Annotated in this window: 12 protein-coding genes; 10 read left to right on the top strand and 2 right to left on the bottom strand. The window is 41.6% G+C overall.

Annotated features, from left to right (window positions below; genetic code table 11):
• The first annotated feature begins 17 nt into the window (after positions 1-17).
• From arfA to H5203_RS14450, 5 genes are all read left to right on the top strand, one after another.
• Complete coding sequence (gene arfA, locus H5203_RS14470; RefSeq protein ID WP_182819898.1) at positions 18-218, top strand: alternative ribosome rescue factor ArfA; 201 nt, start codon at positions 18-20, stop codon at positions 216-218.
• Positions 219-676: 458 nt separating this feature from the next.
• Positions 677-3,847: a glycosyl hydrolase family 18 protein gene (locus tag H5203_RS14465; protein ID WP_182819897.1), complete on the top strand. Its 3,171-nt coding sequence runs from the start codon at positions 677-679 to the stop codon at positions 3,845-3,847.
• Positions 3,848-3,905: 58 nt separating this feature from the next.
• Positions 3,906-5,495, top strand: a complete 1,590-nt coding sequence (locus H5203_RS14460; RefSeq protein WP_182819896.1) for a lytic polysaccharide monooxygenase — start codon at positions 3,906-3,908, stop codon at positions 5,493-5,495.
• Positions 5,496-5,562: 67 nt separating this feature from the next.
• Complete coding sequence (locus H5203_RS14455) at positions 5,563-8,190, top strand: glycosyl hydrolase family 18 protein (RefSeq protein ID WP_182819895.1); 2,628 nt, start codon at positions 5,563-5,565, stop codon at positions 8,188-8,190.
• Positions 8,191-8,363: 173 nt separating this feature from the next.
• On the top strand, positions 8,364-9,074 hold the full coding sequence (locus tag H5203_RS14450) for an ABC transporter substrate-binding protein (protein WP_182732545.1): 711 nt from the start codon (positions 8,364-8,366) through the stop codon (positions 9,072-9,074).
• 23 nt (positions 9,075-9,097) lie between these two features.
• On the opposite strand, the gene H5203_RS14445 is transcribed toward H5203_RS14450, so the two are convergent.
• Positions 9,098-10,048 (bottom strand): helix-turn-helix domain-containing protein, encoded by a 951-nt coding sequence (locus tag H5203_RS14445; protein WP_145239807.1) that lies wholly within the window; start codon positions 10,046-10,048, stop codon positions 9,098-9,100.
• Positions 10,049-10,293: 245 nt separating this feature from the next.
• On the opposite strand from H5203_RS14445, the gene H5203_RS14440 reads away from it, so the two are divergent.
• The 3 genes from H5203_RS14440 to eat are packed head-to-tail and all read left to right on the top strand — an operon-like array spanning position 10,294 to position 14,015.
• Positions 10,294-11,700 (top strand): ethanolamine ammonia-lyase subunit EutB, encoded by a 1,407-nt coding sequence (locus H5203_RS14440; RefSeq protein WP_145239805.1) that lies wholly within the window; start codon positions 10,294-10,296, stop codon positions 11,698-11,700.
• Positions 11,697-12,566: an ethanolamine ammonia-lyase subunit EutC gene (gene eutC / locus H5203_RS14435; RefSeq protein ID WP_182819894.1), complete on the top strand. Its 870-nt coding sequence runs from the start codon at positions 11,697-11,699 to the stop codon at positions 12,564-12,566. Before H5203_RS14440 ends, eutC begins: the two co-directional genes overlap by 4 nt.
• A gap of 51 nt (positions 12,567-12,617) precedes the next feature.
• Positions 12,618-14,015, top strand: coding sequence for an ethanolamine permease (gene eat, locus H5203_RS14430; protein ID WP_220493127.1), 1,398 nt, complete (start codon positions 12,618-12,620; stop codon positions 14,013-14,015).
• A 52-nt stretch (positions 14,016-14,067) separates the two neighbouring features.
• On the opposite strand, the gene H5203_RS14425 is transcribed toward eat, so the two are convergent.
• The gene (locus tag H5203_RS14425) at positions 14,068-15,573 is read right to left on the bottom strand and encodes a DUF2235 domain-containing protein (RefSeq protein WP_182819893.1); all 1,506 of its coding nucleotides are present in this window, start codon (positions 15,571-15,573) and stop codon (positions 14,068-14,070) included.
• 247 nt (positions 15,574-15,820) lie between these two features.
• Here H5203_RS14425 and H5203_RS14420 point away from each other — a divergent pair, with 247 nt between their 5' ends.
• Complete coding sequence (locus H5203_RS14420) at positions 15,821-16,621, top strand: ABC transporter substrate-binding protein (RefSeq protein WP_145239797.1); 801 nt, start codon at positions 15,821-15,823, stop codon at positions 16,619-16,621.
• Between the two features lie 165 nt (positions 16,622-16,786).
• Positions 16,787-17,761, top strand: coding sequence for a transposase (locus H5203_RS14415; protein WP_145239794.1), 975 nt, complete (start codon positions 16,787-16,789; stop codon positions 17,759-17,761).
• Positions 17,762-18,235 lie beyond the last annotated feature (474 nt).

The following is an 18,235-nucleotide window of genomic DNA, read 5'->3' as shown; positions in this document are numbered from 1 at the left end:
TTAAAGAGGAAAAATAAATGAGTAAACGTCGTTCTAAAGTGACTAAATCTACAACATCAGTAGATACAGGTCGGGGTGTTATTCGCGATAATGCATTAGCCGCATTAGTGACATCGAAAATTTTTAAACCACAAATTATAGCTGCTAAAAAAGGTAAAGGTGCTTACAAGCGCAACAAAAAGCATGCAGGACAAGAGTTCTATTTAATCGCCGCTTAATGACGTTGTGATCAAATAGGGCTTTTGTTCTAAACGCTATTTTTTATAAAAAATAGTAAGCTCAGAAATTTTTATAAGACCTCGCTTAGATAATTTTTTTCTAATCGAGGTTTTTTGGTTATATAGTCTACCACCTTATTGTTTATACCTATTCACACTCACGTTTACGTTTTCGTAAAACTTGCTAGAGCCCGCGAAGATACTCACAAATAAAATGTAACCATAAATTAACCTTGCGTTCATATTTTGTATGCGAAATTACCCATTCTTTAAACTGTATGGTTTTTATTTGATGTTAAATGATGATAAAAAATATCATTTATAGTCCTTTTTGGTTAATAAAATGGCTGTTTTATATACATCACATATCCAAATTAAGTTGACGTATGAGTTAACTGTGGTAGTTTTTAAACTGAGTTGTAAATTTAATGTTATATTTAACCCTGGGCGGAGGAGCTATGAGCTCACAAATGACAATAAAAAATGCTTTCAAACTAAGTGCAGTGTCACTCAGTTTTGTAGGCTTAAGTGTGCACGCAGCAGTCGACTGTAGTGCATTAACGCAATGGCAAACGGGTCAAACTCACAGCGGTGGCAGCCAAGTACACACACAAAATAGTGCATATGAGGCAAAGTGGTGGACACAATCAAACCCTTTAGAGAATTCAGGCCCGTGGCAAGAATGGAAACTTTTGGGTTTGTGTGACAGCGCTGTCACTGAGAATCAGGCACCCAATATTACAGTATTAACTCCTGCAAATAATTCTCAATTTGCCGATAAAGACAGCGTTGTCATAACTGCGCAAGCAACCGATGAAGATGGTTCTGTGACAAAAGTTGAGTTTTTTGTTGATGGTGCATTAATCGCAACTGATAGTAGCGCACCGTTTAGTACTAATTGGCCCGCGGTTGTCGGCACTCATCAATTGAGTGCAGTAGCAACCGATGACGACGGCGCGCAATCTTCGCAAGTGATCAATACGATCAGCGTTACTGAAATCGTGGATCCGGTTAATCAAGCACCGGTGGCAACAATTAGTTTCAGTAGTTTACCAACAGAATTAACGGTTGGCTCACAAGTGGTGTTTGCTCTTGCAGGTACTGACAGTGATGGTCAAGTAACGGCACTTAACTTTGCGGTTAATGGTGCTGATGTGCACCAAGCAAGTACGGCATCAAGCAGTTATGCTTGGCAAGCAACAGCGCTTGGTCAGGCAACCTTTACGTTAACGGTAACTGATAACGAAGGCGCAACAGCCCAAGTAACAAAGGTGCTTACTGTTGTTGAAGAAAATACCGGACCAGTGACTGGAACTGATTGTCATCCGCAGGGGTTATATCAAACACCAGGTGTAAATACGCCGTATTGTACTGTGTATGATGCAGATGGTCGTGAGATAATGGGTGTTGATCATCCGCGTCGTGTAATTGGTTATTTCACCAGTTGGCGCAATGGCGCAAATGGCCAACCGAGCTATTTAGTAAATGATATTCCATGGGATAAAATAACTCATATCAACTATGCGTTTGCCCATGTTGATGCCAATAATAAAGTATCGATTGGCGATCCAAATGCAGCCGGTAATCCAGCTACAAATATGGAATGGCCAGGAGTGGTAGGTGCCGAAATGGACCCAAGCTTCTCGTATAAAGGTCACTTCAATCTTTTAAACAAATTCAAAAAACAACACCCACACGTTAAAACATTAGTATCTGTAGGTGGTTGGGCTGAAACGGGTGGTTTCTTTGATGAAACGGGCCGCGTTGAAAGTGGTGGTTTTTATACCATGACGACCAATGCAGATGGTTCAGTTAATCAAGCGGGCATTGATGCCTTTGCAAAAAGCTCAGTCGAGTTCATTGAGAAATATGGTTTTGATGGTGTTGATATTGATTATGAATACCCATCATCAATGAAAGATTCAGGTCACCCTGATGATTTCCCAATTTCAAATGCACGTCGTGCAGGTTTAAATGCATCTTACCAAGTACTAATGAAAAAGCTGCGCGAAGAGTTAGACCGTGCTGGTGAAAAAGCGGGTAAACATTATTTACTAACAATTGCATCGCCTTCTTCAGGTTATTTACTTCGTGGTATGGAAACATTCCAAACGGTTAAATACCTCGATTACGTTAACATCATGTCTTACGACTTACATGGAGCATGGAACTCGCATGTTGGCCACAACGCTGCCTTATTTGATACCGGTGTTGATTCTGAACTAGCGCAATGGGGGGTTTACACAACAGCTGAGTTTGAAGGGATTGGTTATTTAAATACTGATTGGGCGGTACGTTATTTTCGTGGCGCAGTATCGGCAGGGCGTATCAATATTGGTATTCCTTACTACACCCGAGGTTTTAAAGATGTCAGCGGGGGTACTAATGGGCTGTGGGGGCAATCTGCACTACCTAATCAAGCAGATTGCGCAACAGGTACCGGCGTTGGCGAAAAGAACAAGTGTGGCAATGGCGCATTAGGCATTGATAATCTTTGGCATGATAAGAACGATGCAGGACAAGAAATGCCAGCAGGTTCTAACCCGTTGTGGCATGTTAAAAATCTTGAGAACGGCATTGTTGGTTCGTACTTAGGTGTGTATGGCTTAACACCAGAGACTGATGTTGATGATCAATTAACGGGTACTTATACACGTCACTATGACAGCGTTGCTGTTGCACCTTGGTTATGGAACTCAGAGAAAAAAGTATTCCTATCTATTGAAGATGAGCAGTCTATGGCAGCTAAAGTTGATTACGTAATTAACAATGGCCTTGGCGGTATCATGTTTTGGGAACTTGCTGGTGATTATGATTTTGACTCAGCAAAAGGTGAGTACTTCATGGGTTCTACCTTAACAACTTTGGCTTATGACAAGTTTAACCAAAGTGGTGTGGCGTACGACACTCATCCAGGTAATCCAAACTTTGTTGTACCAACTGAAGCGGTAGATGTAACGTTTGCAGCAAAAGACTTCCCAATTGGTGATGATAACTACCCAATTAGCCCAACATTTGCGTTTACTAATAACTCCAATATTGATCTAAGCGGTGCGAAAATTTCGTTTGATGTATCTGTATCAACCTCGGCTATTTTTAAATCTAACTGGAACGCACAAGAAAAATTGGGCATGGCAGTTGAAGTAAATGGCTCAAATGCAGCAGGTAACAACATTGGTGGGTATGAAAATGAATTCCACCGTTTTTCAATCACTCTGAACAATGAATGGGGCGGTCAACCGAAAGACTTCAGTGGTGGCAAAACAGTCAATGCGCAAGTTATGTATTACATGCCAATTACCGGTCCTAGTAACTTTACTATAGAAAAAGATGGCAAAGTTTACGCGTTCAAATTTGAATACCCACAATTGCCTGATGGAACTACCGGTGGCGGCGACACCACGGATCCTGGTAATGGTGGTGGCGATACATCTGGTATGTGTGAAGCTGTGGCTGTGAGCTCAATCCCTGTATATCCAAACTTCCCTCAAAAAGACTGGGCAGGCAATCCAAGCCATGCCGCAGGCGGTGACTTAATGGTTCATAACAGTGCCGTTTATAAAGCGAAGTGGTGGACAAGTTCTGAACCTGGAGCAACAGCTGACTGGACTAAAAGTTGTAGTCTGTAAGTAAATAATAGGGGCAAGTTTGCTTGTCCCAAAATTTCAGCTTTTCAAGGACAAAACAATGATAGCTATTAAATTTAAAACTTTATCACTCTCGGCAGTGGCAAGCAGCGTATTACTAACAATTATGCCAGCGCAAGTGAATGCTCATGGTTATATGGATAGCCCAAAAGCGCGGCAAGCTTTTTGCCAAGCCGATGGTGGGTATTGGTGGCCCGAAGATGGCACTAATATTCCAAACCTTGCTTGTCGTGCCGCATTTTTAGAGTCGGGTACAGTGCAATTTGTACAAGATATTGAGTTTTCAGTTAATACACCGGACTACTTAAATCAAGCCGCGGTAGAGGCTAAGGTACCAAATGGGTCGTTATGTGCCGGTGGTGACAACGCAAAGCGTGGTATGGATTTACCTTCGCCGCATTGGCAACGCAGTGATGTGGTACCTAATGCCAATGGTGAAATTCAAATTCGTTACTTAGCAGCAACGCCGCATAATCCCAGTTTTTGGCAGTTTTATTTAACTAAACCAAGCTTTAATGCAGCAACAGATGTATTGACGTGGGCTGACTTAGAGCTAGTTCAACAACATGAAAATATTGACGTTATCAAAGATACCGATGGAAAGCGTTATTACGAAATGAATGTTGCTATTCCACAAGGGCGCAGCGGCGATGCTATTTTATATAGCCGTTGGCAACGTATTGATGTGGTGGGGGAAGGTTTCTATAACTGTAGCGATATCAATATTGTGACAGACGCAGGGCCGACGGATCCGAGTGTTTGGTCAAGTGTTGGTTACTTTGTTCGTCAAGGACAAAGTGCCATTGCGGGTGACACTGTTTGGGCACGTTTATTTGATGAAAATGGCCAAGAGGTTATCAATCAGCAATTAAAAGTGACCGCTGCGAATCAAGCGAGTTGGCAGCAAGCACTGGCACAACAACTGAACTTAGATTATGCCCATTTAGTACAAATTGGCGTGCAAAATCAAGCCGGTGACGTGGTTTATAACAGTACTGATGTACTGACTAATCAAGTGTATAGCAGTAATGAAAATTACACTTATACCTTAAGCGTGCAAAGCGCTCCCACTAATACTGCGCCAATTGTACACACTTTGGATGATTTAGTTGTCGATGAAAACACCAGCACAGCCGTACACCTTCATGCTTTTGATGATGAACAAACGCAATTGAACTACAGCTGGTCAGTGCCAGCACCACTGAGCTTTACCGGTGGTGACGCAAACGTGGTGATTAGTGCGCCAGAGGTATCAACAAGCACAGATTATACCGTGTCGGTTTCGGTTTCGGATGGTCAATTAAGTACTCAAACTAGCTTTAAAGTCACTGTAAATGACAGCGTTATCACTGATCCTGCTGCTTGGAGCAGTAGTGCAGTTTATCAAGCCGGTGACAAAGCCAGTTTCCAAGGTGTTGTTTATACCGCGAAATGGTGGAGTCAGGGTCAGCAACCTGATAGTTCTAATGCATGGCAAAGCGATTCACAACCGGGTATGAATAACGATTGGAATGTAAGTAAAGCCTATCAAAGTGGTGCTGAAGTAACCTATCAAGGACAGCGCTATAGCGCTAAGTGGTGGACTCAAGGTGATACACCTGGACAAGCCAATGTATGGACCAAACTTTAATCAGAAGCCTAAGTTTTGTAGTTCAAACTTATTAAATAATTAAATAAATAATGGATAAGAGAGAAATATGAATATTAAACAGTTAACAGCAGCCATTGGCGTTGCTCTATTTGCAAGTACAGCCGTTGCAGCACCGTCTACACCAAGTATTAATTGGGAACCGCAACAGTATTCTTTTGTTGAAGTGAACTTAGAAGGTAATGGATCATATAAACAACTTGTTACTCGTGTTGATGAAGTTGCTATCAACATTCAATGGAGTGCATGGAGCGGTGACGGTGGTGACAGCTACAAAGTTTACTTTGATGATATGTTGGTAAATGAAGGTACACTTGCTGCAGGTTCTAAGACCGGGACTATTTCTTTCCCTTATGACAAAGCTGGTCGCCATACATTATATGTAGAACTATGCGAAGGCGGTACTACTTGTGCACGCAGTGCTGGTAAGCCAATCGTGATTGCAGATACCGACGGCGGGCACTTAGCGCCACTGCCGATGGATGTTGATCCTAATAACCGTGATATTGGTACCAAAGCAGGGTTAGTGACCGGTGCTTATTTTGTTGAGTGGGGTATTTACGGACGAGATTATGATGTTACAAATATCCCGGCACAAAACTTAAGTCACATTTTATATGGCTTTATTCCAATTTGTGGTGAAAATGCATCATTAACTGGCAGCCCTAAACAAGCACTTGAAACAGCCTGTGCTGGCTCTGCTGATTATGAAGTGGTTATCCACGATCCATGGGCCGCTGTGCAAAAAGCATTGCCAGGTGTGGATGCAAAAGATCCAATCCGTGGTACTTATTCACAGTTAATGGCACTTAAGCAGCGTTATCCGGATCTTAAAATCTTACCATCAGTAGGTGGCTGGACGCTTTCTGATCCATTTGGTGGTTTTACTAATAAAGCTAACCGCGACACCTTTGTAGCATCAATGGAAGAGTTTTTAAGAACCTGGAAGTTTTACGATGGTGTTGATATTGACTGGGAATTTCCTGGTGGTGACGGCCCTAACCCAGATATTGGCGATCCGATAAATGATGGTCCTGCATACGTTGCGTTAATGCAAGAGCTGCGCGCTATGCTTGATAAGCTTGAAGCTGAAACAGGCCGTACTTATGAGCTTACGTCAGCAATTGGCGCTGGTTACGATAAAATTGAAGACGTTGACTACCAAGCCGCTAGCCAATACATGGATTATATTTTCGCTATGACTTATGACTTTTATGGAGCATGGAGTGGCGTAACTGGCCATCAAACTGCGCTTTATTGTGGTGAGCATATGAGCTTAGGGCAATGTAATGGTACGGGCGTAGATGAAAACGGTGAGCCACGTAAAGGCCCTGCTTATACAACAGATAACGCAGTACAGTTATTATTAGCACAAAATGTAAACTCGAAAAAAATTGTTGTTGGTACTGCTATGTATGGCCGTGGTTGGGAAGGTGTTTATCCAACAGGCACCACTATTGATGGTAACCCTATGACAGCAACAGGCTCCGGTCCATTAAAAGGCTCAACAGCACAAGGCGTGTGGGAAGATGGCGTTATTGATTATAAAGGCATCAAAACTCATATGATTGGTGCTGCAGGCACTGGTGTTAATGGCTTTGAAGTAGGCTACGATGACCAAGCGCAAGCTGCGTATGTGTGGAATCGCGCCACAGGTAAACTAATTACTTACGATAGCCGTGAGTCAGTGATAGCTAAAGGTGCTTATGTTAATCAATATAACTTAGGTGGGTTATTTGCATGGGAAATTGATGCCGATAATGGCGATATTATCAATGCTATGCACGATGGCTTAGGTGGAGTTGTTACACCACCAAGTAATAAAAAACCAGTGTTATCAGTATCAAGCACTGTAACCGTGAACGCTGGCGAAAGTGTTTCTGTCAGTGCTTCAGCAACAGATGCCGATAATGATCCACTAACGTTTAGTTGGACTGCATCATCTGAATTAACGGTATCTGGTAGTGCTACAAATACATTAGCAATTACTGCACCTGACGTAACCCAAGACAGTCAGTTTACGGCAACCGTCAGTGTAACTGATGGCAAAGCAACGGTAAGCCAAAGTGTTGTGGTTAATGTCATCGCGCCAACAACTGTTGACAACACTGCACCGACAGTTGATGCGATTGCTGATATCACTGTTGAAGAAGGCGCTTCTGCAGCAGTAACGGTTGTTGCCTCTGATGCGCAAAACGACGCACTGACTTATACATGGAATGTCCCTGCAGGTCTTACATTAGTTGGCAGTGGTGCCAGTGTTAATCTTACGGCGGGCGCAGTCGATGCTGATATTAATTTGACAGTATCTGTGGCAGTAAGTGACGGCCAAGTTGCTACCACTCAAAGCTTTACTGTAACGGTAACTAACACCGATACAACGCCTCCTACAGGTGATACGTGGGATGTCAGTAAGGTATATGTTGGCGGCGATATTGTTGTTTATAACGGTATTACATACAAAGCTAAATGGTGGACTCAAGGTAATCGTCCTGATTTAGGTGGCGTTTGGGAAGCAACAACTCCACCAGTAGATGATACTGGTTCAGTAGTTTGGCAATCTGCGGCTGTTTATAATAGCGGTGATGAAGTAATGCACCAAGGCAATAAATACCAAGCTAAGTGGTGGACTCAAGGAAATGAGCCAGGCGTAGCAGGCGTATGGAAATTACTTTAATTAGCCTATTACCCAAGCCTACTTTGAGGTAATAAGGTTAATATGTAATTTACTTAAAGCAGCTTTCGGGCTGCTTTTTTTGGTTTTTCGAGTCAGATGCACCATACTGTAAAAAGCGTCTGTAATTTAACTAGGCTGTAGTTATCAAATACATTTATTTATTTCTGATATTATTGAGTCCAATTAGTAACAGCTGCGAAAAAACTCTGCAAGTAGGGGTGATATTACCTTGGCCACCATTTGTCTTTGATGGTGAGCAGGCTCTTACAGGAATAGATGTAGAGATCAGCCGTTTGGTGTTAAAGCATGCTGGATTCTGTAGTAAGTTTGTGCCTTTGCCGTCATCAAAGCGCGGTTTGGTCGAGCTTGAAAATGGTCGCGTGGATATATTAACTGCTGCGAGTTTCAATCAACAACGTGCCCAATATAGTCACTTTTCAACCCCATATAGACGTGAGAAAATGCGGCTGTTCTGGTATGAAGATACTAAGTACCTAACACACGATTTAGCCAGCCTGTTGGCGCAACAAAAAACCATAGCCGTAAATAATGGTGGTTATTATGGTAAAGAATTTGAGCAGCTAAGCAAAGTCACAAACAATAAAGATTTACTTGTACGAGTACCTTTGCTCAAGCATCGGCTATATATGTTAAAAGCTAAACGCGTCGATTTTATGATTGATGATGAAATATCTGGGTTATACCTCATAAGCCAAGAAAAAATCCCCGGTATTACACTGCATCCTTATGTTATTCATGATAATCCAATCCATTTTATGCTCAGTAAAAAAACGGTCACGATGGACAATGTGCGCTCCATTAATGCAGCGATCATTGATATGCAATCGAATATCAAGCAAATAATTGCCAGCTATACCTATTAATTAACTAGCTATAATTGATACCACTAAAGCTGCGCACGTTTTACCGTGTCTGAAGGGTTTTCGCCAAATAGTTGTTTATAGTCTTTAGCAAACTGGCCCGGATGCCAAAAGCCCCAATTGGCGGCAATCATTGAAATGGGTTTATTTTGTTGCGGATCACTGAGTTCACGGCGTATTTGGTTAAGCCGGGTCATGCGTAAAAAACGCAGCGGATTGATGCCTAAAATACTTTCAAAGCTGTATTGTAAAGTCCGTCGACAAACGTAGGTAAACTCACATAATTGGGTGATAGTCACTATGTTGTCTGGGTGATCGTGAATAAATTCTTTCGCTTTATCAACAACGTTTTTACGATGTTTATAACTTGGGGTTACTTTTTGCTGGGGGAGTTGTGATTGCAGTAAATGCAGCACTAAACTTAATAAAATATCGTGTTGTAAAGCCGCACTTGCTCCACCGCCATTAGCATAAATGATTTGTTCAATGCATTCACGAGCACGTTGCAGTGTTTGTGGTGATGTTGTAATACGCGGTGATCCATGTTCACAAATGCCCTGAAGCGACAACCCTTGTCGCTGAGCAATTTGATGAAGCGTATCTTGATTGATCACCATGCCATAAATATTAAATTGCTCAGGGGTGATCAGCTCAAAGTTGCAATCACTTGGGCGGCACATTAATTGATTATCAGCGATGGTGAGACCGTTAATTTTACTGTTTTGTGCGTTTACCGGAATACCAAGCCATAACGCATTTGGCCATACTTTACACTGTTGTCGTAATGCGCACTGGGTATATTCTTTAAACACTTGCAAACCATCATAAGCCACCTCATCAATACAGCCATAAAAGCGGCCATCACTGACTTGATCATATTTTTGTTGCCAGTTTGTTAGGTTTCCCGCCTGCTGGTCCACATCGGTCGTAGCTAAAGTGCACTTACTTGGTGCATTTGTCGGTAAATTATGTTGCATAGTTGCGTATTACACCCCAGGCTAATTATTACAAGCAAACAGTAGTTGTCCGATTTTTAATTTTAACTATTTGATTTTTATTGTTTAAATAACATTTGCCAAAACTTGATAGTTGCTTGGTACGCTATAAGCTACCTTAAAAGAATCGTTGCACTGTTTATTGTTTTTTTATTGCTTTTTATTGTAGTGGAAGCAATAGCTGTGCCTATCCTTTTTAACACACATTTTGTCAGCAAGGTAAGTTTATGAGTCAATCGTATCGATACACGTTAGGAAGTAAAACCTACCGATTTAACAATCTCGCACAGTTAATGGCTAAAGCGACCCCGCAGCGCTCTGGTGATAGCTTAGCAGGTGTTATTGCCAGTTCTGCCGAAGAGCGAGCCGTGGCACAAATGACGCTGGCAGAAGTCCCTTTAAAAACATTCTTGAACGATGCCTTGATCCCTTATGAAGACGATGAAATTACTCGGCTAATAATAGATGAACATGACACTAACGCATTTGCAGCAATCGCACATTTAACGGTAGGTGATTTTCGTAATTGGCTGCTGAGTGATCACGCAACAAGCCATGTTTTAGCGACCATCAGAGCGGGTATTACCCCCGAAATGGCTGCTGCGGTTAGTAAAATAATGCGTAATCAAGATCTGATCTTAGTTGCCAAAAAGTGCCATGTCACGACTGCATTTAGAAATACCATTGGCTTACCTGGCCACTTATCAACACGCTTACAGCCTAATCATCCAACAGATAATGTAAATGGCATTGCCGCGAGTATTTTAGATGGGCTGCTGTATGGCAGTGGCGATGCCGTAATTGGTATTAACCCCGCCACTGATAATGTTGCACAAGCGATAAAATTAATGCGGTTAATGGATGATGTGATTGAAAAATACCAGATCCCGACTCAAAGCTGCGTTCTTACTCATGTAACTAACACCATTGAATGTATTGAGGCCGGTGCGCCGGTTGACTTAGTGTTTCAGTCTATAGGGGGGACTGAGGCGACTAACTCAAGTTTTGGTTTTAATTTAAATACACTTGCTGAGGCGCAAGATGCAGCACAAAGTTTAAAACGCGGAACAGTAGGCAATAATGTGATGTATTTTGAAACGGGGCAGGGCAGCTCGCTATCAGCAAATGCCCACCATGGGCTTGATCAACAAACGTGTGAAACCCGTGCTTATGCCGTAGCGCGAAAATTCAAACCGTTACTGGTCAATACCGTAGTGGGTTTTATTGGCCCGGAATATCTATTTGATGGCAAAGAAATTACTCGAGCAGGGCTTGAAGACCATTTTTGTGCCAAATTACTGGGTGTGCCTATGGGCTGTGATGTGTGCTACACCAACCATGCTGAGGCAGATCAAAATGATATGGACAACTTACTGACCTTACTCGGTGTAGCAGGGTGTTCGTTTGTAATGGGGATCCCCGGATCTGACGATATTATGCTTAACTATCAAACCACCTCATTTCATGATGCTCTGTATGCAAGGCGGGTATTAGGTTTGCGTCCAGCACCTGAATTCGAACTTTGGCTGGCAAAAATGAACATTATGACAGATACCCAGCAGCATATTTTGTCTGACACGTTACCGTCACAATTTGCGCGTTCTTTGAAAGCTTTAAGTGGTGGACAGCCATGAAAAACTCATCTCCCAAAACGGCACAGCAAATACAGCAAAAACATCAAGGTAATGGCAAAGTGGTGCATAACCCATGGCGGCAACTACGCAGCTTTACCGATGCACGCATTGGTTTAGGGCGCGCTGGGATCAGTCTTCCGACGGCTGAAATGTTGGCGTTTCAACTCTCCCATGCGCAAGCACGAGATGCGGTTAATTTTCCATTGGATTTAGCTGCGTTAAGTGAACAGCTAGAGGATTTTTGCGCGTCACCACTGCATTTACATAGCCAAGCCGTGGATCGCAATCATTATTTACAACGCCCTGATCTAGGTCGAAAACTAGATCAAGCATCGCGCGATCAGCTAAGCAATTATATGAGTAAAGCGGCTACAGCCACTGAGTTACACCACGATATCGCAATCGTTATTGTTGATGGTTTATCGTCTTTAGCAGTACAAAAAAATGCCCATCCTTTTCTTGTTCAGTTACTGACGATACTGCGTGAACAACCAGAGCCATGGCGTTTGGCACCGATCAGCTTAGTGGAGCAAGGTAGAGTGGCGATAGGCGACGACATAGGTGAGCTCCTTAATGCCAAGGTGGTGCTGGTATTAATTGGTGAACGGCCAGGGCTAAGTTCTCCAGATAGTTTAGGGCTGTATTTAACTTGGCAGCCAAAAACAGGGCTGAATGATGCTTGTCGTAATTGTATCTCTAATATTCGTCCTGCGGGGCTGTCATATCAGGATGCAGCACAACGGACTTTATATCTTTTACAAGAAGCGAAACGTTTAAACCTGTCAGGGGTGGGTTTAAAAGATCGCAGTCAAGACGATGTGATAGAGCATCAAACGCAAACAACAAACTTTTTACTATCAGAATAATCAACAACGAAAACATAATGTAATTACAACAATAAATAGCAGGAGAAGATAATGTCAGATAATAAAGAGTACCTTGCAAAAAGACAGTTAAAACGAGGCTCCGCGGGATGGATTTTATTGGCGGGATTAGGAGTGTCGTATGTTATTTCTGGGGATTTTGCTGGTTGGAATTTTGGTATTGCAGAAGCTGGTTGGGGCGGCTTTGCTGTCGCCACAGTATTAATGGCAGTGATGTATTTAACTTTGGTTTTGTCATTAGCAGAAATGTCGGCGGCCATTCCGGCATCGGGTGGTGGCTATAGTTTTGCGCGTCAGGCAATGGGCCCTGCTGGTGGTTATTTGACTGGCTTGGCAGTGTTAATCGAGTATGCATTAGCACCCGCTGCGATTGTTATTTTTATTGGCTCGGCGGTCGAAGCGCTACTGGGTTTTAATGGTCCTTGGGTGTATGCGTTGTTCTATATTGTGTTTATCAGTATTCATTTAGCGGGAGTGGGTGAAGCGTTAAAAGTGATGATGGTGATAAGTGGCTTAGCGGTTTTTGCCATTATAGCCACTGCGATCGCATTATTTACACATTTTGATGTGTCGCGATTGTTTGATATTGCCATCACCGATGCTGCTGGAGCCTCCGAGTTTTTGCCCTTTGGTTGGTATGGCGTGTGGGCTGCATTGCCGTTTGCAATGTGGTTATTTTTAGCCGTTGAAGGCGTACCATTAGCGGCAGAAGAAGCCAAAGATCCAGCTAAAGACGTGCCAAAAGGAATTATAGGTGCAATGTTGTTTTTATTGTTTACTGCTCTGTTAGTCGTAGTATTGATCCCTGGTGCCGGTGGTGCCAGCGCAATGGGCGCTAGTGCCGTGCCGTTAGTTGATGCGCTAAACGTAACAGGGAATGCAAGCTTAGCAACACTCGTTAATATATTAGGTTTAGCGGGTTTAGTGGCATCGTTTTTCTCGATTATCTATGGGTATAGTCGGTTAGTGTTTGCGCTCTCTAGAGCGGGCTACTTTCCGAAAAGTTTGTCGGTTACAACTTCACGAAAAGTGCCGGCACGTGCCTTAATTGTGCCGGGTATTTTTGGCTTCTTAGCATCATTAAGTGGTGAAGGTGATTTAATGCTGGCGATGGCCGTGGTAGGCGCTACGGTTTCGTATGCATTGATGGCATTGAGCCATATTTTACTGCGTATTAAACAGCCTGAACTCGCACGACCTTATAAAACGCCAGGTGGCATGATAACCTCAGCAATTGCGCTGGTCTTATCTTTGGTGGCTTTAACTGGGGTGTACGCGTTTGATCCTCGTGCATTCTTGTTTACTGTGGTGCTATTTGTGATCGGAGCGATTTATTACTTTGCATACAGTAGTAAGCACTTAGTCGCACACAGTGCCGATGAAGAGTTTGCTATGTTGGCTGAAGCTGAAGCCGCTTTAAGTGCAAAATAGTGATAGTTTAATGTTATTAATAGGCCGTTAGCACGGCCTATTAATAATGCAATTAACCAAGGCGGGTCACGTTTATTTTTATACGCCCAGCATTAGCGCCATAAAAACGCACCAAATCATTTGCAAAAGGCGTAAATTCTCCTGAGTGAGTCATTTTAAATTCACCCCCATCGGCAATCTCAAAAGCATCATTATCGCTATGGGCAATAGCACCAATTAAGGCAAACCAGTTTGCATGTGGTAAACGACGAAAGGGTTCGAGCAATGCCATGGGGATCTCTTTTACACCCAACTGTAGGTTATCTCGGTGCCAACCTTGTGGCCCACATTTTACGCCATCGTCATACCAAAGTTGTTCTGGGTAAGGGCTAAAGCGATAAGTAGCCCCTTGTTCAAGCATTAGTCCTGTTGCATTGTATTGCTCTGCGGCATAAACCAACACATCTTGGCTTTGGCCAATTTGTAACACCGACATGTTTTGATTTTTTAAAGCAATATGGGCAGACAAGCCGTTAAAACTGAGCGTAGTTTGATCTGCATACAGCAGTAGATAACTAAGGTTTTTTAAAGACTCGGGACGATAACTGGTTAATTGATTGATACGTGTAGCAACACTGTGGTGGATAATGGGTAACAGCTTACTTTGTTCGTCATCAACCAGCACGGTACATTCACGATCAATCAGTTTAAATAAAGGATTAAACCAAAAATAATTCTGTTGATGGCTTAACGCGAGAGGATCTGGGGTGATGGTCATATCATCTTGGGCGATAAAACTGTTTTGATCAGCAGGAAATAACGATGAATAATCGATTGCTTGACTAGTTAAAAAAGATAAAGCCACAGGCAGTTCAAGTAACCACTCCATTGCAAAGCGTAAGCAAATATCCGCCAGCCCATCTCGATAATAGCCACCACCGATATCGGAATGCGCGCCTGCAAACCATATTTCATGTACATTGTTTTGATGATTTATAAGGGTAGGTTCAAAAGCTCGACGCTTTTCATCCAGTGCCACACAATGCAGAGCCTGATTTATGTTGGTCGCTAAAGTATGGTTTTCAAAAATAACATGCTCAGCGCCTCGGGTGGCCTTGGTGACTTTGGATAAACCAATGGATGCCACAGTATCAAATACGCATAAATAAACGTTATTATCTATGAGCGGCTCTAAGCATTTTGCAAAACGTCGTGCTAACGCAGCGCCGCGACTAAAGCCGGTGAGTAACAATGTATCGCCAGTTTTGTAGTAGCGCTTAAAATCATTTATAGCATGATTTAAAATACTGGCAACATCGTCATCGCGTGGTGCGAAAGATTGATTGAGGAATCGCTTTAAACGACTTCCTTGAGTTCCAATACCTTGGTAATAGAAGCTAAGTTGATTAGTAAAAAGAGTAACGGGCTCGTTATTTAACTGGCCACCCATTAATAAATGAAGTTTGAGAATATTCGAAATGCTTGCATCTTCCTTAAAATGCGCAGAGCTGAACTGCTCAGCATCACGTGGCTCACTACCTGTGCCATCAAAGTTGAAAATCAGCGTTTTCGCGGTCATAGCATCATTCCTTTATGTGGTTTTTTATAACTTACAGGTAAATTATTTAAATTTGAAGACAATCCACTCAAATATGCAATAAGGATTTTTGTTATTTATTTTAGGTAATACTTTTTTATAGATTGAAAATAATATAGTCAAATGTAGTCTAAGCTTAAACAGTTGAAGCTCTGGTTTAGTAACAAAGTTCAAGTTGCCATTAAGCCTTAGGTTAAATAGTTAAGTTACGCAGATTTGCCTAGAGCAAATGTATTATTGTGTATCTTTAGGTAGGCATGATAAAAGGTATCGTGTTGCTATGACTAAATTTTTTATTATTTTGCTGTTATGCATACAAAGTACTGCTGCGCTTTCTAATTCAATAACACAGCCTTTAGTAGGATCTCATAATGAATGGCCTCCCTACATATTTGCTGATGGAACGGGTATGACTACTGAGCTTGTACGTGCTGCATTTTTTAGCCAGAATATTGCATTCGATATTAAAATAGCGCCATTTAGTCGTGCAATGCGAATGTTAGAAAATAATGAAATAGATTTGATCCCTGCATTATGGTGGACAGAAAATCGTGCTAAAACAATTTTATTTAGCCAGCCCTACTTTACTAATGAACTTAGCATAATTAGTAATACTAAGTCGCAGCTTGATTATCAAGGCCCTCACAGCCTAGAAAGCTTAACAATCAGTACAATTAGAGGTTACGGATATCATGAGTATTTACAGTCTATTGATAGGCTTACAATCGTTCCTTTACTTAATGTCCATAGTTGTCTTGAGCATGTAAAAAAGCATCGCGCTGATATTGCTCTGGTTGATAAATACGCAGCATGGTTCGAAATGAAAAAAAATGGTTACTCAACAGAGCTAACAATTTGGCAACCAGCTTTAATTAAGCACCCTCTTCATATTGGAATCAGTAAAGAGCACCCCAATGCTGAATATATAATAACCTCCTTTAACAAAGGGCTAGAGCAAATAAAGCGCTCAGGTGAATATGATGAAATATTAGCCCGTTACGAACATCTAGCCTCAGCACAGCCAGAGTAACTAATAAAAAAAATAAAGACACCCACTTAAATAAATAAAGACACCCACCTAATAAATGGCGATTGTAGTAATTCAAACTTAAATGACACCCATAATAATGACTATATTTGCAGTATTACCATGAGGAACTAGTATTTTATAAGGAACGTGATATCTGAGGTATTTATGGCTACTGCAAGAAATCGACAAATCAGTTTAACGGACACTCGTTACTATCATTGTATATCACGATGTGTAAGACGTGCCTATTTATGTGGTGTGGATGAATATACGGGGCAATGTTATGAACACCGCAGAAAATGGGTTGAAGATAAGCTAATGAGTTTGGCATCTCTCTTTTTTATAGATGTGTGCGCTTATGCAGTAATGAGTAATCATACTCATATTGTAGTGTACGTAGATAGTAAAAAGGCGGAAAGAGTAAATGATAGAGCAGTTGCAATTCGCTGGCATAAAGCCTTTAAAGGTTCTGAATTAACACGACGTTTTGCTAAAGGTGAAAAGCTAGCGTCTTTTGAGATGAAAATAGTTACAGATAGTATTGCGCAATATCGTTTAAGGTTAATGGATATTAGCTGGTTCATGCGCTCTTTAAATGAATATATAGCGCGAAAAGCAAATAAAGAAGATGACTGTAAAGGGCGATTTTGGGAGGGACGGTTCAAATCCCAAGCATTACTTGATGAAGCCGCATTATTAGCATGTATGGCGTATGTTGATTTAAACCCAGTTCGGGCAGGTATTGCTGACAAACCAGAAAATTCAGATTTTACGAGTGTCAAAAAGCGTATTATTTCGATCGCAGCAGGTAAACAGCCCAAATCATTACAACGTTTTTCAGGAATGGCAACACAGCATATGGTGAAAGGTTTACCTTTTGAGCTAACTTCCTACCTTTCTCTTGTTGATGCGACTGGGCGCTGTATTCGTCCTGATAAAATAGGTTATATAGCCGCCGATCTAACCCCTTTGCTTGAAAGGTTGCAAATAACCCCCGAAAACTGGTTGAAAGTTACCAGCAAATTTACCACCGTTTTTCACGGTGCTGTTGGAAGACCTGAGTCGTTAAATATGTTTTGTGAACATCAACACTTTAAGCGACGAACGAATCTAACGAATTGCGAAAAATTACTAGCGTGATAACGTAGCCAATAATACATAACTTGTTAATTCAGGTTTTTTTGACGCCTAAAAATGCAAACGCCTGATATTTATCTGCCATTTGTATAAAAGTCCTTTTTGAAAATAACTACGGTTTTTAATTGTTTCGTTTATTGCCCTAACCTGGATGTTTGTAATTTCATTTTTATTTAGAATGGGTGTCATTGCAATTTTTAGCATTGCAATTTTTTGATGGGTGTCTTTTTTATTTACCTTCAATCCATTGTTTTAAAATGTAAGTTTGCATTTTTTTTAGATATATATGGATGGGTGTCATTATAATTTCTAGATGGGTGTCATTTTTTATTTTATTTCTAGGTGTGTAAGTCAGGGCAAGATCACGAACTTTACCTTGACTTAAAAGTATGATCTTATACTCCTTTTTAAGGAGCCCCCATGCCTGATATTCAACTATTTAAATATTTCGAATCAATTGACGACCCTCGCCAGCAG

Origin of the sequence: Pseudoalteromonas sp. SG41-1 (assembly GCF_014164575.1) — a bacterium.
GTDB classification, from domain to species: Bacteria; Pseudomonadota; Gammaproteobacteria; order Enterobacterales; family Alteromonadaceae; genus Pseudoalteromonas; species Pseudoalteromonas rhizosphaerae.
This window is presented reverse-complemented; position numbering and strand designations above follow the sequence as displayed.